Source organism: Haloarcula mannanilytica, assembly GCF_005406125.1.
Lineage (GTDB): Archaea > Halobacteriota > Halobacteria > Halobacteriales > Haloarculaceae > Haloarcula > Haloarcula mannanilytica.
The window spans coordinates 54,008-78,156 of record NZ_BIXZ01000007.1 but is presented as its reverse complement, the minus strand read 5'-3'; the positions used below and the strand labels follow the sequence as shown (position 1 = coordinate 78,156).

At 59.7% G+C, this 24,149-nt stretch carries 20 protein-coding genes; 9 read left to right on the top strand and 11 right to left on the bottom strand.

The genetic code is table 11. The features are described from left to right. Positions 1–35 precede the first annotated feature (35 nt). Positions 36–1,556: an aldehyde dehydrogenase family protein gene (locus Harman_RS16265; protein WP_137684838.1), complete on the bottom strand. Its 1,521-nt coding sequence runs from the start codon at positions 1,554–1,556 to the stop codon at positions 36–38. 731 nt (positions 1,557–2,287) lie between these two features. Between Harman_RS16265 and Harman_RS16260 the strand changes: the two genes are divergently transcribed. Beyond that, entirely contained in the window at positions 2,288–2,527 is a 240-nt protein-coding gene (locus tag Harman_RS16260) for a hypothetical protein (protein WP_137684837.1), read from the top strand. A 43-nt stretch (positions 2,528–2,570) separates the two neighbouring features. Here the strand turns inward: Harman_RS16260 and Harman_RS21630 are convergent, their stop codons facing one another. Further along, on the bottom strand, positions 2,571–2,738 hold the full coding sequence (locus tag Harman_RS21630) for a hypothetical protein (protein WP_200830937.1): 168 nt from the start codon (positions 2,736–2,738) through the stop codon (positions 2,571–2,573). Positions 2,739–3,145: 407 nt separating this feature from the next. Here Harman_RS21630 and Harman_RS16255 point away from each other — a divergent pair, with 407 nt between their 5' ends. Beyond that, positions 3,146–3,799, top strand: coding sequence for a helix-turn-helix domain-containing protein (locus Harman_RS16255; RefSeq protein ID WP_137684836.1), 654 nt, complete (start codon positions 3,146–3,148; stop codon positions 3,797–3,799). Between the two features lie 144 nt (positions 3,800–3,943). Here the strand turns inward: Harman_RS16255 and Harman_RS16250 are convergent, their stop codons facing one another. Beyond that, positions 3,944–4,219, bottom strand: a complete 276-nt coding sequence (locus Harman_RS16250) for a hypothetical protein (protein ID WP_137684835.1) — start codon at positions 4,217–4,219, stop codon at positions 3,944–3,946. A gap of 114 nt (positions 4,220–4,333) precedes the next feature. Between Harman_RS16250 and Harman_RS16245 the strand changes: the two genes are divergently transcribed. After that, a complete protein-coding gene (locus Harman_RS16245) occupies positions 4,334–4,831 on the top strand; it encodes a dihydrofolate reductase (protein WP_137684834.1) in 498 nt (165 codons plus the stop codon). A 246-nt stretch (positions 4,832–5,077) separates the two neighbouring features. Next, complete coding sequence (locus Harman_RS16240; RefSeq protein WP_137684833.1) at positions 5,078–6,454, top strand: aminomethyl transferase family protein; 1,377 nt, start codon at positions 5,078–5,080, stop codon at positions 6,452–6,454. Positions 6,455–6,765: 311 nt separating this feature from the next. On the opposite strand, the gene glyA is transcribed toward Harman_RS16240, so the two are convergent. Continuing rightward, entirely contained in the window at positions 6,766–8,013 is a 1,248-nt protein-coding gene (gene glyA, locus Harman_RS16235) for a serine hydroxymethyltransferase (RefSeq protein WP_137684832.1), read from the bottom strand. A 214-nt stretch (positions 8,014–8,227) separates the two neighbouring features. Between glyA and Harman_RS16230 the strand changes: the two genes are divergently transcribed. Beyond that, positions 8,228–9,559, top strand: a complete 1,332-nt coding sequence (locus Harman_RS16230) for an ABC transporter substrate-binding protein (protein ID WP_235007244.1) — start codon at positions 8,228–8,230, stop codon at positions 9,557–9,559. Positions 9,560–9,662: 103 nt separating this feature from the next. After that, positions 9,663–10,865, top strand: a complete 1,203-nt coding sequence (locus tag Harman_RS16225) for a hypothetical protein (RefSeq protein WP_137684830.1) — start codon at positions 9,663–9,665, stop codon at positions 10,863–10,865. Here the strand turns inward: Harman_RS16225 and Harman_RS16220 are convergent. From Harman_RS16220 to Harman_RS16190, 7 genes are all read right to left on the bottom strand, one after another. Next, a complete protein-coding gene (locus tag Harman_RS16220) occupies positions 10,862–11,569 on the bottom strand; it encodes an ABC transporter ATP-binding protein (protein WP_137684829.1) in 708 nt (235 codons plus the stop codon). The two genes, Harman_RS16225 and Harman_RS16220, sit on opposite strands and share 4 nt — an antisense overlap. Position 11,570: 1 nt before the next feature. Next, a complete protein-coding gene (locus tag Harman_RS16215) occupies positions 11,571–12,539 on the bottom strand; it encodes an ABC transporter ATP-binding protein (protein ID WP_137684828.1) in 969 nt (322 codons plus the stop codon). Then, on the bottom strand, positions 12,536–14,317 hold the full coding sequence (locus tag Harman_RS16210) for an ABC transporter permease subunit (protein WP_137684827.1): 1,782 nt from the start codon (positions 14,315–14,317) through the stop codon (positions 12,536–12,538). Before Harman_RS16210 ends, Harman_RS16215 begins: the two co-directional genes overlap by 4 nt. Positions 14,318–14,320: 3 nt before the next feature. Next, the gene (locus Harman_RS16205; protein WP_137684826.1) at positions 14,321–15,739 is read right to left on the bottom strand and encodes a branched-chain amino acid ABC transporter permease; all 1,419 of its coding nucleotides are present in this window, start codon (positions 15,737–15,739) and stop codon (positions 14,321–14,323) included. A gap of 102 nt (positions 15,740–15,841) precedes the next feature. Beyond that, on the bottom strand, positions 15,842–16,702 hold the full coding sequence (locus tag Harman_RS16200; RefSeq protein ID WP_137684825.1) for a methylenetetrahydrofolate reductase: 861 nt from the start codon (positions 16,700–16,702) through the stop codon (positions 15,842–15,844). Between the two features lie 164 nt (positions 16,703–16,866). Then, positions 16,867–18,054: a hypothetical protein gene (locus tag Harman_RS16195; RefSeq protein WP_137684824.1), complete on the bottom strand. Its 1,188-nt coding sequence runs from the start codon at positions 18,052–18,054 to the stop codon at positions 16,867–16,869. A gap of 135 nt (positions 18,055–18,189) precedes the next feature. Beyond that, the gene (locus tag Harman_RS16190) at positions 18,190–19,146 is read right to left on the bottom strand and encodes a succinylglutamate desuccinylase/aspartoacylase family protein (protein WP_137684823.1); all 957 of its coding nucleotides are present in this window, start codon (positions 19,144–19,146) and stop codon (positions 18,190–18,192) included. 521 nt (positions 19,147–19,667) lie between these two features. Between Harman_RS16190 and Harman_RS16185 the strand changes: the two genes are divergently transcribed. The 3 genes from Harman_RS16185 (at position 19,668) to Harman_RS16175 (ending at position 24,099) form a co-directional block, all read left to right on the top strand. Continuing rightward, a complete protein-coding gene (locus tag Harman_RS16185; RefSeq protein WP_137684822.1) occupies positions 19,668–22,241 on the top strand; it encodes a GcvT family protein in 2,574 nt (857 codons plus the stop codon). 341 nt (positions 22,242–22,582) lie between these two features. Beyond that, positions 22,583–23,722, top strand: a complete 1,140-nt coding sequence (locus Harman_RS16180; RefSeq protein WP_137684821.1) for an aromatic ring-hydroxylating oxygenase subunit alpha — start codon at positions 22,583–22,585, stop codon at positions 23,720–23,722. Beyond that, a complete protein-coding gene (locus tag Harman_RS16175) occupies positions 23,719–24,099 on the top strand; it encodes a hypothetical protein (protein WP_137684820.1) in 381 nt (126 codons plus the stop codon). Before Harman_RS16180 ends, Harman_RS16175 begins: the two co-directional genes overlap by 4 nt. Positions 24,100–24,149: the final 50 nt, after the last annotated feature.

Below are 24,149 nucleotides of genomic sequence, written 5' to 3'. Positions count from 1 at the left end.
AGCCCTGCTATTTGGGGATAGAAGATCCCACCGGATCAGAGACTAGGCTCATCAAGGTTGACGTACACGCTCTTCGTCTGCTGGTAGTGGTCTAGCGCCTCCGTTCCGAGATCGTTGCCGATTCCCGAGTCCTTGAACCCCCCGTAGGGAGCTTCGGGGAGAATCGGACCGTATTCGTTAACGTAAATCAGGCCCGCCTCGATATCCTGTGCTGCATTGTGGACGAGTGATGTCCGCTCTGTCCCGATACCCGCTGCGAGACCGAACGTCGTATCGTTCGCCAGTTCAATTGCTTCCTCGTACGTTTCGAACGACTGTACTGTCTGTACCGGTCCAAATATCTCTTCTTGCGCGATCCGCATATCGTTCGATACATCGCTGAAAACAGCCGGTTCGATGTACCACCCGTCCTCTAGCGCTTTGTCATCCGGGACCCGACCTCCAGTGAGAAGTGTTGCACCTTCCTGACGGCCGATCTCGATATACTCTTTGACCGTCTCGAACTGCTCCCGGTTCGTGAGCGGACCCATCGTCGTCTCCTCGTCCAGTGGGTCGCCAAGCACGTATGACTCCGCCTTCTCGACGAGGCGGTCAGTGAACTGATCGACTATATCTTCGTGGACAATCGCACGCGAAAGCGCGTCGCAGATCTCGCCCGTGCTGTAAAACACTCCGTCCGCAACCGCATCCACGACTTTATCGAGCTCCGCGTCGGGAAATACGATAAACGGCGATTTGCCACCGAGCTCCAGCGTCACCGGGACGATATTTTCTGCGGCCGATTTCATTACCTGCGAACCGACATCCGTGCTGCCGGTGAACGATAGCTTTCGGATGTCATCGTTTGCTGTCATGGCGGACCCTACGGTGGATCCCTCACCGGTGATTACGTTGATCACTCCGTCTGGGAATATTCCGGCTGACAGTTCGGCTGCCCGAATTGCGGTTAGCGGGCTATCAGAAGCCGGTTTCAGAACGGTACAGTTACCTGCCGCAATCGCCGGGCCCAGTTTCCAGGCGAGTGCCCACAGCGGAAAGTTCCACGGGATGATCTGTCCGACGACCCCGTACGGTTCGTGACGCGTATACAGGTGGAGATCGTCTCTCGCGTCAATCTGGCGCGCGTCCTGACTCCGACAGATGCTTGCGTAGTATTCGAGTGTCTGGATGGCCCCTTCGACCTCACCACGGGCGTGGGTTTTCGGTTTTCCAGTATCGATACATTCGAGCAGCGCCAACTCTTCGAGGTTGTCTTTGAGGACGCCGACCCATTCGTGGAGAAGCCTCGACCGGTCTGCTTTCGTGACCCCCTCCCAGGTCGTCTCATAGCATTCTTTCGCCGTATTCACGGCGTCTTTCACGTCTTTGCTCTCGAATTTCGGCACAGTAGTGATCGGTTCGTTGATAACCGGGTCAGACGTGACGATCGATGCCGCTGTCTCGCTGGTCGTTGGACAGCCCCCAACCCAGGCATCGAAGTCACTTTTTGTATGAATCGTTTCGATTGCATCTTCGTGGCGTTCGAGGACTCGTGATTCGGAGCTACGACTACCCATTGTTAAGATTTAGTCGTAATATACTATATAAATATTTCTGCGAGCGAAACCACTGGAGTCAGATTTCACCTGTCTCAGTTTGCCTTGACTAAATAGTATGTCTACAAATAGAACCGTAAATATGAGTGCAAAGTAATATATCTAATTGCAGTGCTGTTGCTACGACGTTTTGCCTTTGCCCGAACTCCAGATTGATAGAAATATGTAATCATGTTCTGTGCTATCGGCCAAAAACAGCTGTTTTGATGTCGAATTCCTGTGTTAAATTGAATATATTTCGATGAACACGGTTTCTCCGGTGGAAGTGGCCGCGGATAGCCACTTTGGTTCGACTGGGGTTTCACAGTAACGGACAGCCAGACTGTTGTTCGTCGCTTCGAAGCTCTCCCAGTCGGCCACGATCTGATTTGATATTTACCGCTGGCGACCTGGATTTTGGCTTTCTGGGTCCAGTCGTAGACAGCCTTTCAGAGTATTGGTTACCCAACCTATCAAGAAATATAGTAATATATAGTTCTTATAATTTTGCACATATGGCTGAATATCGACGGTTACCACTCGTTCGGGTATCCGTTCGTGTTCACAGGCTTCATGTAGTCGCGACACTCCCTGAGATAGGCGGTTAATGTCATATACCATGAGTATATTTATACAGTTCATTTATTATACTCAACTAAACATTGTTGTATCCAGACCTCCTGATTTGTTGCTGGTCTGTATATTGTGAACGAATGTCAGGCAGATCGGTCACACTCGCAGCCACACGGGTCGAATCCGTCTACTTCGGCAAAGAAGGAACGCCGGACGAGAGATACCGGTATCTCGAACAGGCCGGTCGAGACGGTGCGGACATCGTCGTATTCCCGGAGACGTACTTCCCGGACGACCCACACTGGCGGAGAGGCGTCTCAACATCCATCTCGATACCGTCGAAGCCCTTACAAACAAACTGCCCGACTAACCGCGGCTGACCGGTCAGTTGCCGAACGGATCCCACCCCGATCCCGTGTCGAGTTACTTGTTGTAACTGTCCGGGATCAACACGACGCCGTGGAAGTCGAAGAGGTTGGAAACGACCGCTTCGATCCGACTGAAGTTCGGCGGGAGCGCGACAGCCGGTAGATAGAAATCATCGTTCGAAAACTTGCTGACCTCGGTAGTCTGGTTCTGTGTTTTATTCATTTCAATACACTATACTGGGTTTAGCCCCCTAAGCTCATTGGTGGATAATTTCGGGCATTTAATACAGCTAATTATAAACGATTGTTAATACAGGTTACTGTCGATACGTGTTCTACCCACCGAATTAAGTGGATTACTGACACACGAGTTCTGAGTTGTCCGACATGTCGTCAGCCCCTGATCGTATCCGCAGAGTCGTTTTCAATAGTGAGATACTTACCGGTCACGGCGGTCGGTATTATTTGGGTCTGGAGACAGGTTTTTATTGTTACCCTCGTGTGTGCACCTGTGCATGTAAACATTGACGTGGGGGCCCAACATAGCTACACCCAGCAACAGACGATGACACTCAATTGTCGAACCCGCACCTGTTTTTGACGCTTCCATAGCAGGATCTGTTCCACAAAATGTCAATAACAACAAAAATCCACATCGAACACGAACGCCTTGCTCTCGTCCCGACGTTACAGAACCTCGAAGACGTAACGATCCGCGTGATCACGCAGGGCAACACTGACCCGGGATCAACTGTGTTCCCGTTCCTCATCGATTACGAAGACAGAGAGCGGCTCGAAGAGATGCTCGATACCGACCCGACAGTCCAGAGCTACGAACTCGTCGACTGGACCGACCAGACAGGGATATACTACATCGAACACACTCCCGAGACGAAACTCATCAGCTCCGTCGTGACAGATGTCAACGGGTTTCTCGTCCATACGGAGACGAAGGGTAACGGCTGGCTCGTCCGACTACTGCTCCCCGACCGCGCGGCACTCAACACGATATGGGAGTATGCCGACGAGAACGACATCTCGCTCGATATCATCGAAATATACGGAAACACGGACACCGGCGGTGAGTCGTCGTACGGTTTGACCGCTGAACAGCGGACGGCATTGATAACCGCTTACGAAAACGGCTACTTCGGAGAACCCAGAGACATCTCGTTGAACGAGGTTGCGGAGGAAATCGGGCTCTCGTCGACAGCAATGAGCGGTCGGCTCCGACGGGGGATGCGGAACCTCGTTGCAGCAACGATTATTGACAAAGAGGAGTGAGTTCACAAACCAGTAAACTAAGCAACTATTGTATCAATTTCTCCGAATATCGGCCAGGTATACGACTTGATCGTCGGTCTTTATCTCTGAGCTCTCGTCAATACAGATTCTTCGGTCTGTTTTATACATCTACGACCGGGTTCGCTACTCGGACCGACTATTCGATCCCTTTTCGCGGTACACAGGCCGCAACGATGTCGCGTCTTTGTTGTACCCCAGCCAGACACTCAGTGCCGTCGCAGCGAAGACCATATACACGGGGAACAAGAGAACGAGTGCGTATCCGGCAAAAATTGGTGCCAGGACACCGAGCCAGTATAGCGTCACGATACCAGTGAGTCCGGCGACTGCGCTCGTAATGATGCCCAGGCGATAGGCCTGAGCTGCATCGGGACCGGGCGAGAGGTGAATCGTATCCATACGATGTTTTATATGGCTGACCCTCATAAGTCGCGCGCGAGACGCGGTAGCGCGTGTCGAGTTAGCATTGCATTGGAATGGACTTATGTCCTTGAAACGAACAACGACGTGTCTATGAAGCTCTCGTTGATTGCCGCCGTTGCGGCAAACGGAGTCATCGGTGCCGACGGCGACATTCCGTGGCAGTATCCCGAAGACCTGACACACTTCAAGCAGACGACTACCGGCCATCCAGTCGTCATGGGACGGCGGACCTTCGAGAGCATCCAGCGGGATCTCGGCGGCCCGCTCCCGAAGCGATCGAACATCGTTCTGACCACGACGCCGGAACGGCTTCCTGATACTGTCACAGCTGTTACGTCGACAACAGCGGCGCTAAGGGAGGCAGACGACAGCGACGCGGTCACGACGTATGTCATCGGTGGTGCTACCGTTTACGAACAGTTTCTCCCACAGGCCGACGAACTACTCCTGACGGAGATCGACACGGCCTTCGACGGTGATACGGTCTTTCCGACCGTCGATTGGTCTCACTGGACTGAGAGGGACCGAACGTCACACGATGGGTTCGACATTGTCAAATACACTCGCACCGAGCGCGGGTCGGAATGACAGAGCGGCGACAGCACAGCCATACCAACTGTCTCGTCCCGTCCGGTGGCCATCCTTTGACCGCTGCAGTTTCCACTATCGGCCGACTGACACACATCGTAGCTATACGTTGACCAGTCATGCTTACTACCCGTAAACGATGGATTTGAGAACTATCGCTATCCGAATGAAATACCCTTCCGTATATAAATCCCAGAAGCAAGTAACAATATCTTTTATTAGCATTTCTGGTCATCTTTCACAGGCATGAGCGGTAACGAGGAACACCCTAACTATCCTAGTGTCGACCAGTCAGATCGAACCATTCCCCGGAACCTTCGCCAGACCGGTGATCCCAACATCGAGATGTTGGTGTCAACGCGGGTCCGAAAGTCCCCGTTCTTCCACAAGTCCTTCAACGAGGAAGGTGCCTGGCGCTGTACCGTCTACAACCGGCTGTACCACCCACGCGGATTCGTCGAGCCGGAAGACGGCGGCGCAATGAAGGAGTACGAGGCTCTCACCGAGAGCGTCACACTGTGGGACGTGGCCGTAGAGCGCCAGATTCGGGTCAAGGGCCCGGACGCCGAGGCGCTGACCAACTACGTCGTCACCCGTGATGTCACCGGTATGGACGCGATGGACGGGAAGTACGTCATCCTCTGTAACGAGGACGGCGGCGTCCTGAACGACCCAGTGCTGCTGCGCCCGGAGGAGGACGAATTCTGGTTCTCCATCTCAGACTCGACCTTGATGCAGTGGCTCCAGGGAGTCAACGTCGACAACGACTTCGATGTCGAAATCGACGAGATCGACGTGGCTCCGATGCAGATTCAGGGCCCGCTCTCGGAAGACGTGATGATCGATGTCGTCGGCGACAAGGTCAGCGATGTGCCGTACTACGGCCTGATGGACGCCGAAATCAACGGTGCCGATGTCCTCATCAGCCAGACTGGCTTCTCCGGCGAGAAAGGGTTCGAGATTTACGTCCGAAACGCACACGAGGACGCCGAAAAGGTATGGGACCCCGTTATGGAGACCGTCAAGGAACACGGCGGCCGCCAGATTGCGCCGGGCCATCACCGTCGCATCGCGGCCGGTATCATGTCCTGGGGGCAGGACCTCGACCACGAGACCTCCCCGTTCCAGGTCAACCTCGGGTACCACGTCCCTGACGACAAGGACGCGGACTACATCGGAAAAGAGGCACTCGAAGAGCAGAAAGAACAGATCGAGAACGGGAACTACCCGTTCCAGCACAAGCTCATCGGCCTCAAAATCGCAGGCGAGCCGATCCGTGATTACGCTCCGGACTTCTGGCTCATCTCCGATCCGGAGACGGGCGAGGAATGTGGCTACCTCACCTCACCGTGGTACAACCCGGACCTCGAAACCAACATCGGCATGGGCTTCGTCCCGGCCGAGAAGATCGAGGAAGTCACCGACACGCCGCTCAACGACGACATCTACGACGAAGAGCTGGATCTGGAGTTCCAGATTCACCTCCCCGACGAGTACGCCGAGGAACCCGGCGAACCGGTGTTCGCGACGGCAGCCAAGGTCCCGTTCAAGGAGTCCGTCAACCCGAGTGCCCGGGAGCAGGCGAAGCTCAACGCTCGGAAAGAAGCCGAAAGCCAAGACTAACCACTCACCATAGTCTGTCCCACCTTCGGTTCGTACCCCCGCACGGGGTATCGTGATGCGCGGTTTTTGTGATTTCCCAGCTATCGGCTGAAGAGTGCACTCCGTTTGGAACACCCCTCGGACCGATGGAGGGTTCGGACAGCGTATTTGTTCAGCGACTGTTTGCGTTCCGTCCCGTTGGTTTCCAGAACCGAATCTGCGAACGCGTCGGCCTCTGGGTCGCGACGGAACAGGCGGCAAGCCGCTATATCGAAGAATTGGCCCCTGAGCGAGGAAAATTTTGGACTGATTCGACTATCTGTGTCGCAGCGCTACTCGTACAGCGTGTACTCGTCGGTCAGTTCGTCCACACGGTCGCTGACTGCCGCGATCACATCGTCGTCGTGTGGGGCGTCGACGACCTCATAGATGAGATCGGCGACCTCGCGACAAGCGTCTTCGCCGAACCCGCGTGATGTCAGGCCTGGGGTCCCCGCACGAATGCCCGAGGGGTTGAACGACGAGCGTGTCTCGCCGGGGACGGTGTTGGCGTTGAGGACGATGCCCGCGTCTTCGAGGGCCTCCTCGACTTCCTTCCCAGTCGTGTCGGGATGGGACGGGCGGAGGTCAATGAGGACGAGGTGGTTGTCCGTGCCACCAGAAACCAGATCTAGGCCGTGCTCTTGCAGTCGGTCGCCGAGAGCAACTGCGTTGTCGACGGTTTGCTGGGCGTACTGGTCGAACTCGGGGGAAAGCGCCTCGCCGAAGCCGACCGCCTTACCGGCGATACAGTGCATCGCTGGTCCGCCTTGTGTCCCGGGGAAGACGGCGGAATCGATGTCGTCGGCGTACTCCTCGTCGCACATGATGATACCGCCGCGACCGGACCGGATGGTCTTGTGTGTCGAGCCGGTGACGAAGTCAGCGACGCCGACGGGCGATTCGTGGACGCCGGCAGCGACGAGACCAGTGATGTGAGCGATGTCCGCGAGGTGGTAAGCGTCGGCGGCGTCAGCGGCTTCCTGAATCCGTTCGAAATCGACCTCACGCGGGTATGCGGAGTAGCCCGAAACGATGATGTCGGGATCGAACTCCTCGGCGTGGTCGTGGAGCCCCTCGTAATCGATGTAGCCGGTTTCTTCGTCGACTTTGTACTGTTCGACCTCGTACACCTGGCCGGCGAAGTTCGCCGGATGGCCATGGGAGAGGTGACCACCGTGGGTCAGATCAAGCGAGAGGATCTTGTCGCCGGGTTCGAGTACACCGAGATAGACGCCCATGTTCGCCTGCGAGCCTGAATGGGGTTGAACGTTGACGTGGTCCGCGCCCCACAGCTCTTTCGCGCGGTCGATAGCCAACTGCTCCACTTCGTCGGCGTACTCACAGCCGCCGTAGTAGCGCTCGCCTGGATAGCCTTCCGCGTAGTTGTTCGTCAACTCGGAGCTTTGGGCTTCCATTACGGCCTCGCTGACGTGGTTCTCGCTGGCGATCATCGCCAGCGTGTCGTTCTGTCGCTGGCGCTCGCCAGTGAGAGCGTCAGCTACTGCTGGGTCCGTTTCGCGAACAGTTTCGTACGTCATACTGCCGTCAACGGCCTGGTAACGTAAGAATTTGCGTGGTGACGCAACCTATCAGATCGGTGACTGGCTGTGGGACCCGGCGGTCACTGCTGTGCAAGCGAGGAATCCAGTGGTGGTATCGAGAGCGGACACCACAGCTACCGACGCTAGTGGAAGGTCAATATTGCATCTCAAGCTAGATTGATAAGTGATTTGTTCATACATACCAATGGACATGTCAAGACAGACCAGACGTGACCTTCTGAAACGACTCGGCGTCGGAAGCACGGTCGGTGTCGCATCGCTCGCTGGATGTGCACAACAGTCAGACGACGGCGGCGGTGACGGCGAGACGACGGCCACCGAGGGTAGCGACGGGTCGACGAGCACGGAGAGCGATGATGGTGAAAGCGGTGGCGGTGGTGGTGAGTCGATTTCGATTGGGACGCTGTTCCCGGTCACGGGAACCAACAGCGCATACGGTGGCGGCCATCAGGAGGCTGCCAATCTCGCGGCCGAGGAAATCAACGAGGCAGGTGGCCCACTGGACCGGGAGATCGAGACAATCAACCGCGACACGGAGGGGAACCCCTCTCGGGCGGCCCAGAAGTTCCGGACGATGATAAACGAAGAAGGTATCGTCGGACTCGTGGGTCCGTACTCAAGCGGTATCGGGACCACGCTCGCCCCGGTCGCTCGTGACAACCGGGTAATGGAAGTGAGCAACGGCAACACGTCCCCGGCGCTTGCGACCGCGGGCGTCAACGAGGACAACGGCGTGAAATACTACGGCCGAACCGCACCCAACGATGTCCAGCAGGCGCTCGTGATGGGTCGGATACTGAACCAGCGCATCGAGGCCGAGACGGCGTCGTTCCTCTACGTCGACAACCCCTACGGCCAGGGACTCGCGGAACAGGCCAGCGAGAACTTCGAGGGTGAGACGCTGAACATGGTCGGGTACTCCCAGCAGACGAACGACTACACCTCGACGCTCGATTCAGTGTTCGACGGCGACCCCGACGCCGTCGGCGCGGTGATGTACCCGGGGAACGGTCGGACGATACTGAACCAGTGGAGTCAGGGCGGCTACGGCGGGCAGTGGGTCGCCGCAGAGGCCATCCTCGCACCCCAACTCCTGTCGGACCTCTCGGACATCGTTGAGGGGATGTTGATTACGTCCCCACAGACCGCCAACAGCGAGACGTTCATCAGTAACATGGGCGGGGAAGACGCGGTCACGCAGTTCGCGCCCCATGCCTACGACGCGACCTACCTCGAAGCGCTGGCGATACAGCAGGCCGGGGAAGCCAGCGGGACGGCTATCGCGGAGAACATCCGTAGCGTCTCCCGGAGTGAGGGGACAACGGTCGGTGTCGGGGAGTTCCAGGCCGGCAAAGAGGCGCTCGCAAACGACGAGAGCGTGAACTACGACGGAGCCTCCGGTTCGGTCGATCTCAACGAGAACCTCGAACCGGTCGTCCCCTACCGCATCCTCGAAGTAACCGACGGCGAAGCCGAAGTCATCGAGGAAGTCCCACTGAGCTACTTCGAGGGCAAGATGTAGCCGACAGCAACCCTCCCAGTGGCTTTGTCGGGTGCATAGAGAGCCACCAACGACAGACGCAGACGGTGTATGGCTTTATTTCGCCGACGTGTCTACGAGAGGTATGAGCGTGGATATCGAGCCGGAGTGGCAGCCGGCGACGAAGCTGAATGTCATCGGCGGCGCGCTGGATTTCACGGCGCTGGATCCGCTCCCGGAGAACGTTACCCGCGACCAGATCGAGGAGATCTGCTACACGATCCGCGAACTCTACGGCGACTACGTGGACGAGATCGTCGCCGAGACCACCCTCTCACAGCGGGAAGCCCAGACGTGGGTGCTCCGGACGCTCGCTCACGACGGGACCGAACCGCTCTCGTATGAGGCTATCGGCCTATACATCTGGGCCATCGGCCGAGCGACAGACGGCGACCCGCTCTCGCGGACTATCGTGACGGACTATTACGACCGGGCCGAGACAAAGATCGAGCGAGCCGAGGCGACGGTCAAGCGGACCGGGCCGCCACCGTACCCGGACGACGTGTACGACGACCCCGCCATGCTCTGGGTCGACACACCAGTCGCCGAGCGGCTCCAGCGACACCGGCGGCCGAACGAAACGTTCAGCGACTGCCTGTCTCGACTGTTGGACGAGGCCGTCTCGGCGGTCCCGCTGGCGGCGTTCGTTGAGGCCTATCGGACCGAGCGGGATGCCGACTACGTGGCGGTCGATACCGTCTACCCGGATTGGGACGCCGAACTGCGCGTGGTCGTCGGGGTCCCAGCAAACGGTACGAAACCCGACGCCGTCACGGACGCCGCCGCGTTGCGGGTAGATGGCCAGTCCTACGACTTCACCGTTAGCGAGGCGTCGGACCCGGTCCACGCGGACTCACACCTCGTCGTGTACGCTGAGACGGACGACATCTCGGTTGCGATAGCGGACGGGACTGACCGACTCGAAACGGCACTCGCGGGCGTCGAGCGCTCGCTTCCGGACCTGGTCTCGCACCTCCGCTCCGTGGGCGCGACAGGGCTGGCCATCGGGACCGAACCCGCCGGTGCCGGTGCCCACCTGTTCCCGGTTTTCGAGACAGAACCGAACGACGAACCGCTAGCCGCTCTCGAACGGCTCCCGCTAGACGAGCGGACGCTGGACGTGGGCCGGGTCTCGCCGGTGACGGTGGCTGCCTATCGGGAGCACAGTGAGACGACGAAGCTGCTTTGGGCACGCAATGACGGGCCTTTCGAACCCAAGGCGCTCCCCGATGACGGGGCCGACCGGCGGGAACTGATTCCGGACAACGTGCTCAGGACGAGCACTTAGCCGCCGAGATACAGCTCACCCACTTCGTCGCTGTCGAGCAGGTCCTGGCCGCTTCCCGCGAACTTGTTTTCTCCCATGTCCAGTACGTAGCCTTTGTCGGAGACTGACAGGGCCTGCCGAGCGTTCTGTTCGACCATGAGAATCGCCGTGTCGGTCTCGTCACGGATGCGAACGAGGCGGTCGAACATGTCGTCCACGAGGTCCGGGGCCAGACCGGCCGAGGGTTCGTCGACGAGGATGAGTTCCGGGTCGAGCATCAGCGCCGAGGACAGGGCGAGCATCTGCTGTTGCCCGCCGGACATAGTTCCGGCCTTCTGGTTCTGTCGCTCACGGAGGACCGGGAACCGCTCGAAGGCTTCCTGGAAGTCCGCTTCGCTCACGTCGGCGTCGATATAGGCCCCCATTTCGAGGTTCTCCCGGACGGTGAGCGTCGGGAAGACGTTCTCCCGCTGGGGGACGTAGCACAGTCCCTGTTCAGTCACTTCATCGGCCCGGAGGTCGGTGATGTCGAGTCCGTCGAACGTGACCTGTCCTTCCCAGCAGTCGATGAGGCCGTAGATAGCCTTCATCAGCGTCGACTTCCCGGCCCCGTTCGGGCCGATGATCGTAACGATCTCCTCCGCCCCGACCTCTATGTCGACACCGTGGAGGATTTCGGCGTCACCGTACCCGGAGACGACGCCCCGTGCTTCGAGCAGTGCCATCTCAGTCCACCCCCAGGTAGGCGTCGATGACACGCTGGTCGTTCCGAATCGCGGCGGGTTCGCCTGCGACCAGTTTCTTGCCCTCGTTCATGACGATGATCGTATCAGAGAGGTCCATAATGACATCCATGTCGTGTTCGACAATACAGAAGGTGTAGCCCTCGTCTCGCAAGGCCCTGATGCGGTCGGTCAACTTCTCGGTCAGCGCCGGGTTGACGCCTGCGACCGGTTCGTCGAGGAGGACGAGCTTCGGGTCGAGCATTAGTACCCGGCCCAGTTCCAGCAGTTTCCGCTGGCCGCCCGAGAGGTTGCCGGCCAGTTCTTCGGCGACGTGGTCGATTTCGAGCAGTTCCAGCATCTCCGTCGCCCGCTGGTACAGCGCCGTCTCCTCCTCGGCGACGGCGTCGCGGCGGAACCACGCGTTAGCGAGGTTCTCGCCGGCCTGTTGCTGGGGGGCGAGCATCAGGTTCTCCCGGGCGGTCATATCGCTCAGTTCCCGCGTTATCTGGAACGTCCGGGCCAGCCCCTCCCGAGCCAGCATGAACGGTCGACTGAATTTGTGGCTGTCGGACGCGGCCTTGAGTCGCTCTTGCCCGAAGTAGACGCCGGCCCCCAGTCCCGCCCCCAGCGCGCCCGCGCCCAGACTGGTCGCCGGGCCGAGGCCCGCAGCACCGAAGGCCGTGATGGCACCGATACTCCCGGCGGTGAGTCCGGACGCACCGCCCCAGATGACCCGTTCGTCACCGCTTGCCGTCATCAGGTCCTGCAGCGATTGTCCGTCGTAGCGGATGGTCCCGCTGTCGGGCTTGTAGAACCCGCTGATGAGGTTGAACGTCGTCGTCTTGCCGGCGCCGTTGGGCCCGATAAGGCCCGTTATCGACCCCTCCTCGATGTCGAAGGTCGCGCCGTCGACGGCGACGATCCCGCCGAAGGTCTTTCGCAGGTCCTCGACTTCGAGAATCGCGCTCATTCGTCGTCACCCCCGTCGGCTCGGGCGGCCACGCCACCCTCCTGCTGTGGCGTGCGGGTTTCGTCGGCCCGTCCGGGCGTGCTGTAGTTCGCTTTCCCGAGTAATCCATCGGGGAGGTAGTACAGCACGATGAGAAAGAGGATTCCCATGACGACGAGGCGGAACGCCACCACGTTGACGCGCAGCGCCGGCGGGAAAAACGACGCTATCTGGGTCGTCGCCTGCTGGAAGGCCCAGAAGACGGCAGCCCCGAGGATCGTCCCCTTGTTGTTGTTGGGGCCGCCGATGAAGACGATGAGCAGGGCGATGAACGTCACACGCGGCGCGAACGTGACGAACGTAAGCCCCTGAGTATACATGGCCCACAGCGCGCCCGCAAAGCCGGCCAGCGCCGAGCCGATGACCATGCTCTGTATCTTGTACACGAAGGGGTCCTTGCCCAGCGAGCGCACCACGTCTTCGTCGTTCCGAACCGCCCGAAGCACGCGGCCGAACGGCGACCGGGCAGTCAGTTCCAGCAGGTAGTACGCACCGAGCATACACAGAACAAAGCCGGCCAGCAGGAACCGCTGGTAGTCGACCTGGACAGTCAGATCTCCGACGACAGCCACGATGTAGTCCACGCCGACATCGCCACCGAAGGCCAGTATCCACACGAGGTTCTGCACCAATGCTTTGAGCGCCGACCCGGGCTGTCCGCCACTGAGCGGTCCAACCATCGGAATGACGAAGTACCAGATAGCGACGAACCACAGCGCCGCTACGCCGATTATCTGTACTTTCGCCGCTGCGAACCAGTCCAGCGACCGAACGCCACGGTAGAAGCCGCCGATGACAATACCAAGCAGGAGCAGACTGCCGGCGACCTTGACTGAGACAGCATCGGCGTAGGGAATCGGTAGCAAGGCGACGAGAAAGCCCGTGCCGAGGGCGAGACCGCTCAGCCATTCGCGGCGGGTGAGTCGCCCGAGCTGTCGAGCCAGGACTGCGACCATGACGATCCACGTGAACGTCGAGACGAGCACGCCGACCAGCAGGATGAGGTCCGCGACGGCTAGCAACACTGCCATGAGCGCGGCGGCAACAACGCCGCCGGTGGCGGCGACCTGAGCCCGGTTTCTCAGCGGGCCGCCGGGCTGACTGAGCGTCGAGAGGCCGAACGAGCCCACGAGATACAGCGTTGACACCGGCAGCGGGGAGCCGCGGTCGCGCTCGCCGGCGAGTACAACGAGGGCGACGCCCCAGACGACGGCTGTGATGACGCCGAACAGCAGCGGTGTGGCCGGGAGCGACACGCCGAGGAACGGCAAGCCGACCTGCCCCTCCAGCAACAGCGGGAAGCTACTCTTCAGTGGTGGGCTGTACCCGCGCAGCGCGTCGGGGCCGTTCGCAAACCACGATTCGGCCTGGATGAACCGCTGGAAGATGACCGACACGCCAAGCACCGTGATAGCGAGGTAATCCTCCCGCAGGCGAATAGTCGGCAGCGCGACCAAGCCACCGATGATACCCGACAACAGCGTCGCGACTGCGATGCCGACGACCCAGGTCCCGACGACGGGGACATCGCCGAGTCCGAAGACGTAGGCGGTGAAGTCGCCAGGCTCGTCCGGCGGGAGAACGAACAGGACCGACGTGTACGCGCCAACGAGGAAGAATCCCACGTGGCCGAAGTCCAACAGCCCGGTGTGGCCGTACTTCAGGGTCAGCCCGTACGACAGGATGCCGTAGATGGCGACCAACACGATGAACGAGATGACGACATCTGATACTGCCATCTGTTAGTCCCCCGTTATGCCTTCCGGCTTGATGAGCAAGACGAGCAGTAACACGACGAACGCGACGGGGACCCGGTAGGTGGCGCTCAGGCCCGGGATAGCGAAGATACCGACTTCCATCGCGAGCCCGACGACGTAACTCCCGAGGATGGCCCCGTACACCGAGATACCGCCGAGGATGACGCCAGCGAACATCGGGAGCAACAGGAAAAAGCCGAGGTTGATCGTGATGTTACTGAACAGGAAGCCAAGCAACACGCCGGCGACCGCGGCGAACATCCCAGCGATAATCCAGACGACCATCATCACGCGACGCGTGTTGATACCGCGTATCATCGCCAGCTCCCGGTTGTCGCTGGTCGCCCGCATCGCCTTCCCGAGCGTTGTCGCCTGCAACAGGTAGTGGAGGAATCCCATGAGTGCCAAAGCTATGAGGATAATCCCGAGCCTGAGCGGCGACGTTCGCAGGCGCGTCTCGTACAGCGTTTCCGACGGGACCGTCCCGCCGCCGGCCAGCAGTGCGCCACCGACGATGAGCACGGCCACGCCGCCGAGTCCCGCAGCCAGGCGCGGGCCGACGACACCCGCGGTGTCACGACGGCGTCGGTACGCCGCACCTGCGACTAGGGCTGTGACGCCCAGGATACCAATCACTTCCAGCCAGCCATAGCCCAGGGCGAACAGCTGGAGGTTCTCTGTACCCCTGGTTTCGAGGACGTTGACAACCACCCCATTGCTCGATACAAGCAGGTCGATGAACTTCGCGAAGGTGAAGTTGACGCTCGACCCGGCCGCCTGAATGGTCGTGTCGACCTCGTAGAACCGGATGTCGCCGCCAAAGACGGTCTGGATGCTGAACCGGATGATAAACGCCATCGCGAGGGAGACGATGAGCATCATCGCCAGTTCGACATCTTTCTCCCGGAACTTCCGGAACACGACCGACTCGGTCAGCGGGACCACTGCTCCGAGAACGACGACGGAAAACAGGAGTGCGGCGGGATAGGACGGGAGGCCGGCGACGACGAGTCCGCCGACGGCGACTGCGAGTCCGACATGCGTGGCGGTCCCCACTGTCGGTGACACGTCAACCCCCCACCAGCCCCCGCGTATCGCGTCGACACCACCGAGGTGGTACACCGAACCGAGGACCCCCGCCGCTGTGGCAGCGAACAGCAGTCCGGCACCCGTGGCACCGACCGCACGCGGGCCCGTGGCGAACACGTCGAACAGCGGGACGGACTGTGGTTTGTTCACCAGAAGTGCGGTGTAGGCTCCCAGTGTCAGCAAGTCCCCGTGCGCGAAGTTCGGGACCTCGGCGATGTCATAGACCAGCGACAGGCCGATAGCACCGAGGGCAATGATACTACCCGTGACCAACCCAGTCAGAATTGCGTTCAACAGTCCGGCTGACGGCGCCATACGCAGGAAATGTAGCTGCCAAATAAATATTGTTTTTCCATCAGGTAATTGTACCGCCGACCGCCACCAGTGCAACGACAGGGAGCACCGCTGGGTCGACGACTAGCTCTCTAGGCGCTTGTGCCGCCATTTCTCGGTGTCCGGCGTCTGATTGAAGGTGTAGATGTGGACGCCGCGGATCTTGTACTCGTCGTCGTCGACGTACGGCGCGAGCCCGTCGATGAGGTCATCGGGTTCGTACGTCCCGCGAGACCCGACCAGTTGCTTGACGAAGCCGAGAATACCCGTCGTTTTCCTGAGGAACTTTATCGAGTCACCGACCCCGACCTTTTGGGAGATCTGCATCAGGCGCTGGTAGTTCATCACACCCGGGATACCGATTTCGACCGGGAGTTCGATACCGCGAGCCCGGATGTCTTCGACCCACTCTAGCACGGTATCCGGGTCGTAGCAGAGTTGCGTGACGATGTACGTCGCGTACGGCGCTTTCTGGGCCATCGACTCCGCCAAAGTCTCATCGTCGATGAAATCGTGGCCCTCAGGGTAGCCGGTGATTCCGACTTCCTCGAAGGAATACTCGGTATCAGCAAGCACCGTGAGTAGATCGTGTGCCGACTCGAACTCGCCGGCCGGTTCCTCGCGGTCGCCACCGGGGACGAAGATATCCGTGATGCCTGCCTGTTTCAGTCGCTCGGCGATCCCTTCGAGTTGCGCCCGATCTTCCACGTAGCGGGCCGCAATATGGGGGACGACATCGTATCCCATCGCCGCGGCTTCCTCCGTCTTTTCGACGGTCCGCTCGATACCGAGTTGGGGTGATGTCGTGATCGCGATGGTGGCGTCGTCGGGGAGGTGGGTGATCTCCTCGTCGAAGCTCTCGAACGGCATCAGTTCGAACCGAGCGCTCGTCAGCAGCGTCTGGACACCTTGTGGGTCTGAGACAGCGCGTGTTCCGAGGGCCATGAGTTACCAGAGATATGGTATAACCGTACTTTGTACTGTGGGTGGGGCATCGAACACATTTATAAATAACCGCCCCATCTCTCATAGTGATTATTGTAGATTATTTCCGGATAGCGCCGCCCCCGGGGTTGGCGCGTACCGGTAAATCGCTACAAGAATCCCTATCAGGCGCTGTGGGGCGTACACTGCCGGATTCGGCTAGCCACGGTCCCGTAAGAAACAGCATGGTCCGGCTCGTCGGTGAGCCGACACAAGACGAGATCTAACAGATTGAGCTCCTCAAGCAGGTTCCGAGTCTGGGACCGATTGAGGCTCAGGCATCGCTGGACCTCGTACACCGTATCCGAGTCAACGACCGCCTCCGCAACGTCGCGGAGTTGCACATCGGCCGGGAGTCCAAGTCCGTCGGTGACCAGTTGGTCGTCAGGGAGGTCCCCGACAGAGTCGGTCCCGGGCCCCGGTGACTCGGCTGCGACGGGATCAGCCACACTGACCTGGTCGTCTTCGCCGTCGGCCCCGGACTGGCTCGCCACGTCGTCCGGTTTGCCTGATTCGGTCGCCGATTCCACGTCGTCACTGGACGTGTTGTACGTGTTCGGGACATGAATATCGGCCTCTATCATGTACCGGCGGACGGTCTCGGACGATACGTCCATCTGGATCTGCTCTGCGATCTCTTTGAAATTGTCACATTCGTCATAGAGGGCTTGCAGGTAGTCAGTGTCCTCGTATGGCGGCACGGAATCATCGCGAACAGCGGCGAAAGGGTCCGATTCACCCTCGGACGCAGGCTCAGACTGTGTATCGTCCGTCGCCGTGTTGTCTGATTGTGCGCGTGCTTGTGACGCGTCATCGTCAGCGGGCGCGGCCTCCGTGTCCGCGACATCCGAAACGGGGAGCGAATTATTGCTATCAGTGTCGGGAGAACTCACGGAACTGATCGCTGCCGATGCATCGGTTTCACCCTGTTCGGGCCCGGAATCGACGCTAGCTGCCTCGTCTGCTGCTGCCGTGGCATCGATTCTCAGGTTGACCGTCAGAAGCAACCCATCGTCGGTAACAGCGGCCGAGGCGTCGCCGACCGACAGCGATGCAGCGGCAGTTGAGGGCAGCTCAGTGGCTGCTGGTGAGAATTCGACTCTCAGATCCCCGCTGTCGGTCAGCATCGCGCTCTTCGGCGTGAGCCCGTCACCTTCGCCAGAACAGACTGAGACCGGCATCGAGACCGTCACGTCGAGGACTGCGCCATCTGTCTCGGCTGGCGATGCTTCGACGGTCCGGACGGACCGGCCGCGGGATTCGTATGCATCGATTACCTCAGCGAGCGCCGTGAAGGCCGTATGAAGTCCCATGTTATTGATTGACTATGACACGTTATGCTGTAGAGATAAGTGTGGAATAGCTAACCCATTTATAAACAGCCGTGGAACTGAGGCTACTGAGTCAAGTTAAACTTGCTGCCGAACACGTTTTCGAACAGATACTGATCAGCGCGGTGTCGCGATACCGGCGAGACGCTCACCTTTCACGACGACGGACTCTCTGGCGAGCGAATATAGCACGCCTCGTTCTGTCGCTGAGACGACTTGTTGTTGTTCAAATGAGGACGGGTCGTAAATGGTTCCAAGTCGCTCCGACGCGTCGACAGTGTCGCCGATGGCGATATCCGTTCGGCACTCGAACAACCCCGATGCCGTTGCAGTAACCGGGTCCGCGTCGTTTCGGAGCACTGTCTGGTCGGCCTGCAGATCCGCCTCTGCCGGGAGGACAGCCCGCTCACGCAGGAGGTTCTGTAGGCCATCGACACCGTCTTTGACCGCACCCAGTGCGATCCGGCGGCTGTTCGACAGCTCTGCAGTGATGACCGGAATACCGGCGGCCGCAGTCGCGGCACGGAAGGTCCCATCGGGCTCATCGTCGCTAGCGTCTTCGGTGCCGTCGATGAGCCTGTAGTCGGTTCCGAACGCTTCGGCGAGGCGCTCGGCGTCCGGGTCACCCGCTCGACACCTGACGTGTGCCAGCATGTCTGCCGTGCCGGTGTGGAGGTCGACCGCCGCATCAGCGTCTTCGACAAGCGCCCACAGGCGAGCCGCTAACTGTTCCTGTAAGCTGCCGGATTCGTCTCCCGGCCAGACACGGTTCAGATTCGGGTTCATCACGTCGTACTCGCCGGGAGTCATGTACGACCGGTGGTCAAAGGCGAGCTGGTTCACCACCGGAACAACAATCACAGTCCCCGCGACCGACGCGTCGATCAGATGATCGTGGAGTCGTCGTAACGCTGCTGGCCCGTTGAGTTCGATGCCATGTTGTGCAGCTTGGATGTACACCGTCGGTCCAGCCCCACCGACGTATCGATGGACAGTCACGGACACGTCCCGGCCCGACGGCAGTTCGCCGAGCCGTCGATCAGTAGCCGTGTGCGTGACGGGCGCGTATTCCATAGTCTATGTCCGACGACGCGCAAACAAAAAGCACCGGGAGGACGCGCGAATCGGTCCGATGTGACGGGTTCGCTGCGTATGTCAGACCAGAAGGCCCGATGTGTCAGCGGTCGATATGTTTCCCCACTTCCCGCGGAGTGTCCCGAACCACAACGGTCTAGATCACATGTGCTGTTATAACGGCCAAACGGTGGCAGAAGGAGATGTGCCGCCGGAATACCGCTTGATGTGTTCGCTGTAGTCCCATATTGCCTGGCCGAGCGATTTACGCACGCGGAGTGATCTGTAACGGGTAGCCCATCAAGAAAATACGAACACATAACCTGATCACACAAACAGCCAGTCCTACGCTATGACCCTGCTCTGGAACGAAGCCATAACCGCCACAGGGGACGCAAATTTATTAACATTAGTACTCCTGTTATTCTGAAACACTACATGATTATTCAGTTATATATTGCAAAAGAGAAGGGGCAGGCGGTAACTATAATGGCCCTCCATAACACGGTCAATACAGAGTTATGGAGCCTACCGATAGCCTGCCGACTCAGGCCGACACCGTCATCGTCGGTGCCGGAATCGTCGGCTGCAACATCGCATACCAGTTGACTGAGCTCGGCCGCGAGGACGTTGTCGTGGTCGATCAGGGACCGATGCCTACCACGGGTGGATCGTCGACGCACGCCCCCGGGATCATGTTCCAGACCGCAGAGCCGAAGGTCCTCAGCCAGTTCGCGGACTACAGCCGCCGACTGTACTCCGATCTTGAAGGAGCGGACGGTACCCAAGCGTACTCCGAAACGGGCGGCATCGAAGTCGCACGCAGCGAGGAACGCATGGACTTCCTCCAGCGCCGCGTCGAATATGCCGAGGCGTGGGGCATCGAGGACCCACAACTCCTCTCGCCCGAGGAAGTCACCGAGCACCTCCCGCTCGTGGACGCCGACCAGATCGAGGGCGGCTACTATTCGCCGACGGATGGCCAGGTGTCGGGCGTCGTCGCGTGTGACGCACTGGCCCGCGAAGCGATGGACAGAGGGGCTAAGTTCGTCCCACACACGCGCACCGAGGACGTGGAGACGAAAGACGGCGAAGTACAATCCGTTGTCACGGAAAACGGCACCATCGAGTGCAACGAGGTCGTCGTCGCAACGAACATCTGGGCTCGACAACTCGGCGAGAAACTGGACGTTCACCTCCCAGTGACACCGGTCGAACACCAGTACACGATGACGGAGTCGCTTGAGGAACTGGCCGACAGCGCGGTCGACATCACCGACCACCCGCTGTTCGAGAACTACGAGAACGTCTCCGGAGAGAAGGCAAAGCGGCTCCTCGTAGGCCCCGACCGGCCGATTCTCCGCGACCAGGACAACGCGATGTACTACCGGAACCACGGGGACGCCTACGGGATCGGCTCGTACAACCACGAGCCAATCGTGCCTGATCCGATGGAACTCGGTGGGAACGACCCCGACGGCGAGCAGGGGTCTGTCCACGAGTTCACCGACTACCACATGGACAACGCGACCCACCCGGACCGACCGGACAAAGCGCCCCGACAGGCCAGCGACGAACTCCTGCCCGCGACGGCCGGCAAAGAACTCGAACACAAGTACAACGGCATGTTTGCGGAGTCGCCCAACGGGCTCCCCGTGATGGGGCCAGTCCAGGAGTACGACGGCCTCTGGACGGCGGCCGCTATTTGGGTCACCCACGCCGGCGGTGCCGGCAAGGCCCTCGCGGAGTGGATGGAGCACGGCGTGCCACGATTGCCTGACGGCCCCATCGACCTCGCCCACTGTGATGTGAACCGATTCGACGAGCACGAGGGGAGTTGGGACTTCGCCCGTGATATCGGCGGTGAGGAGTACCGCATCGTCTACAACATCATGCACCCGAAGTGGGTGTGGACGGACAAGCAGCGAGACATCCGCCGGACCCCGATGTACCACACCCACAAGAAGTACGACGCCGAACTGTGGGCCGAGGCCGGCTGGGAGGAGCCACAATGGTTCGAGTCCAACGCCGACCTGCTGGCGGAGTATGGCGACCAGATTCCCGACCGCGAGGGCTGGGAAGCGAAGTACTGGTCACCCATCGAGGGTGCTGAGGCGCTGAACGTCCGGGAGAACGTCGGCCTCCACGACATGACTTCGTTCAACAAGATGGAGGTAATCGGGAGCGACGCCGGCGAGTTCATCCAGTACCTCTGTACGAACGACATGGACATCGACGTGGGCGACGTGAAGTACACGCTGATGTGCAACGAGGGCGGCGGTGTCCGGGCCGACATCACCGTCACCCGGACCGACGAGGACCGCTATCTCTTGCTGACGACCGGCCGCGAAGTCGGGAACAACCACGTCGCGTGGGTGCGCGAGCAGTCCCCCGAAGACGTGGTCGTCAACGACGTGACCTCAAGCCTGGCGGCGATGGTCTGTACCGGGCCGAACGCCCGGAAGGTCCTCTCGAAGGTCACCGACGTTGACCTCTCGGACGACGCCTTCCCGTTCTTCACGAGCCAGCAGTTCTTCGTGAAAAACATTCCCGTGACCGCACTGCGGGTCTCCTACGCGGGCGAACTCGGCTGGGAGTTCTACACGCCCTCGGAGTACGGCGAACGCCTCTGGGAGCACATCATGGAGGCCGGCGAGGAGTACGGCATCCGCCCGTACGGAAACGGCGCGCTGGACTCCCTGCGAATCGAGAAGGGGTTCCGCCTCTGGGGGAAAGACCTCCACACGGAGCACAACCCATACGAGGCCGGCCTCGGCTGGGCCGTCGATCTCGAGACTGACTTCATCGGCAAGGAGGCAGTCGCGGCGGCCGCGGACGGCGACAACATCGACCACAAAGTCGCGTGCCTGACCCTGGACGACGAGGACGCCGTTGTGCTTGACAACAAGCCAGTCCTCGACGGCGACGAGACCATCGGGTATCTCCACAGCGCCGAATACGGCTACACCGAAGGCGCGTGTGTCGCCTACACCTATCTACCGCCCGAGTACGCCGAACCGGGAACCAGCGTCGAAATCCTCTACGAGGGTGAACGCTACGAGGCGACCGTCCGCGAGGAACCGCTGGTCTCCTGACACTACCGGACACACCGTTCGCTGGCTGTCGAATCGGGAAGCGCGGCCGTGATTGCACGTGCCTCAAATGGCACGTTTAGGAACGTGGGTCTGACCGTCGGTGTTTGCCTGCTGTTTTTCCGAACCTGTGACTGCTGGCCATTTATATTACCGATATCGTGTCATTTGAAATGACATACCGCTACGTAGGTATGCAAGTCAGAGGCAGCGAATCACACGACGCCGGTACGAACTGTGTGTACTCCATTTCAATTGTTACTATGTTCTCTCCGACCATCATTTAAACAGGTGTACTATGTGTGGAGAACGGTGATGTGATAACCGAGCGGATAGGTAATCGTATGACAAGGTGGAACGCGAATAATGACGAAGTTGCAGCAGTTAGTCCCGATATAACCGATGAAACGAATGCATTACCGGCAGAATATTTCACAAGCCCAGATATTCATGAACTCGAAAAAGAGAAAATATTTGGCCAGTACTGGGTGTACGCCGGACACGCGAACGCAATTACGGAGACAGGAGCGTACTTCACGCGAACGATCGGCGACAAGCAAGTGATTATCGTCCGCGACCACGACGACGAGATACGCGCGTTTTTCAACGTCTGCGCACACCGTGGCTCGAAGATGGTCGAGGATACGCCCATGACCAACCCGGGAAACATGGGTCGCATCCGCTGTCCGTACCACATGTGGTCGTACGACCTGGACGGCGACCTCGAAAGTACACCCAAGAGCTTCGAGGAGGCGGGGCTCAACCCGGACCTGGATGACGAGGAGGTCTGCAGTTTGGATGCCAGCGAAAACGGACTCAACGAGGTCCAGACTGACCGGATCGGACCGTTTGTCTTCCTCAACTTCGCCGACGATCCCATGCCCCTAGCCGAGCAGGCGGGGACGCTGAAAACGGAGCTGGAAGACATGCCCCTGGAAGAGTACGAACACGCCGCGCGGTACGTGTCGGAAGTCGACTGCAACTGGAAGACCTTCGCCGGCAACTACTCCGAATGCGATCACTGTCATGCGAACCACCAGGACTGGATAACCGACATCGAACTCGACGAGTCCAATCTCGAAGTCAACGACTACCACTGGATTCTCCACTACACCCACGACGAGGATGTCGACGACGAACTGCGAATCCACGAGGAAAAAGAGGCGAAGTTCTACTACTTCTGGCCGAACTTCACGGTGAACATGTACGGCACAGCCGACGGGTACGGGACGTACATTATCGACCCGATCGACGAGGGGCGGTTCCAGTTGATCGCTGACTACTACTTCAGTTCCGCGGAGATGACTGACGCGGAACAGGAGTTCGTCCAGACGAGCCGCCAGCTGCAGGAGGAAGACTTCGAACTCGTCGAACGCCAGTACGAAGGACTGCAGTCCGGAGCGCTTGCCCAGGCGCAACTGGGACCGAACGAACACACCGTCCACAAACTGCATCGACTCGCACAGGAGGCCTACGAAGCGTGACTTCGGTGTCACGGACGGGCCAGCGGGAAGACGTACCGTTCGTCGCTCGATCCACCGAGACAGGTGCTCGCGTGGAGGCGTCGTCGGCGAACGAGGTAATTGCGTTCTATCGACGCCAGCAGGAACTGCTGGACACGGATCTCGAATGGGAGTTCGCGGACCATCCAGCAGTCACGGAGGCCCCGGACGCTGACAGTATCGACGCTGTCCTCCGGGCGCTGGACGACTACTTCGAGAGCGGCGTCCCGCTGGGGGTTCTCGCCGCCGCGATGAGTAAACAGGGCTGGACCGTCGGGGACACGCTGAGCGAAGTGTACGAACTGCGTATGAGCGGCTCGCTCTGGGAACCACGCGCCGACCACCTCCGGCCTGTCTGACGGGTCGCCGACCGTCATATCGGCCACGGCTACCTACCTGACCGCCTTGA

Bases quoted from the DNA above. Each gene is read 5' to 3' on its own strand.
- Harman_RS16230 (WP_235007244.1), top strand. From the start codon at position 8,228: ATGTCAAGACAGACCAGACGTGACCTTCTGAAACGACTCGGCGTCGGA.
- Harman_RS16205 (WP_137684826.1), bottom strand. From the start codon at position 15,739: ATGGCGCCGTCAGCCGGACTGTTGAACGCAATTCTGACTGGGTTGGTC.
- Harman_RS16225 (WP_137684830.1), top strand. From the start codon at position 9,663: ATGAGCGTGGATATCGAGCCGGAGTGGCAGCCGGCGACGAAGCTGAAT.
- Harman_RS16185 (WP_137684822.1), top strand. From the start codon at position 19,668: ATGGAGCCTACCGATAGCCTGCCGACTCAGGCCGACACCGTCATCGTC.
- Harman_RS16210 (WP_137684827.1), bottom strand. From the start codon at position 14,317: ATGGCAGTATCAGATGTCGTCATCTCGTTCATCGTGTTGGTCGCCATC.
- Harman_RS16240 (WP_137684833.1), top strand. From the start codon at position 5,078: ATGAGCGGTAACGAGGAACACCCTAACTATCCTAGTGTCGACCAGTCA.
- Harman_RS16245 (WP_137684834.1), top strand. From the start codon at position 4,334: ATGAAGCTCTCGTTGATTGCCGCCGTTGCGGCAAACGGAGTCATCGGT.
- glyA (WP_137684832.1), bottom strand. From the start codon at position 8,013: ATGACGTACGAAACTGTTCGCGAAACGGACCCAGCAGTAGCTGACGCT.
- Harman_RS16195 (WP_137684824.1), bottom strand. From the start codon at position 18,054: ATGGGACTTCATACGGCCTTCACGGCGCTCGCTGAGGTAATCGATGCA.
- Harman_RS16220 (WP_137684829.1), bottom strand. From the start codon at position 11,569: ATGGCACTGCTCGAAGCACGGGGCGTCGTCTCCGGGTACGGTGACGCC.
- Harman_RS16190 (WP_137684823.1), bottom strand. From the start codon at position 19,146: ATGGAATACGCGCCCGTCACGCACACGGCTACTGATCGACGGCTCGGC.
- Harman_RS16200 (WP_137684825.1), bottom strand. From the start codon at position 16,702: ATGGCCCTCGGAACACGCGCTGTCTCAGACCCACAAGGTGTCCAGACG.
- Harman_RS16215 (WP_137684828.1), bottom strand. From the start codon at position 12,539: ATGAGCGCGATTCTCGAAGTCGAGGACCTGCGAAAGACCTTCGGCGGG.
- Harman_RS16260 (WP_137684837.1), top strand. From the start codon at position 2,288: ATGTCAGGCAGATCGGTCACACTCGCAGCCACACGGGTCGAATCCGTC.
- Harman_RS16180 (WP_137684821.1), top strand. From the start codon at position 22,583: ATGACAAGGTGGAACGCGAATAATGACGAAGTTGCAGCAGTTAGTCCC.
- Harman_RS21630 (WP_200830937.1), bottom strand. From the start codon at position 2,738: ATGAATAAAACACAGAACCAGACTACCGAGGTCAGCAAGTTTTCGAAC.
- Harman_RS16265 (WP_137684838.1), bottom strand. From the start codon at position 1,556: ATGGGTAGTCGTAGCTCCGAATCACGAGTCCTCGAACGCCACGAAGAT.
- Harman_RS16255 (WP_137684836.1), top strand. From the start codon at position 3,146: ATGTCAATAACAACAAAAATCCACATCGAACACGAACGCCTTGCTCTC.
- Harman_RS16250 (WP_137684835.1), bottom strand. From the start codon at position 4,219: ATGGATACGATTCACCTCTCGCCCGGTCCCGATGCAGCTCAGGCCTAT.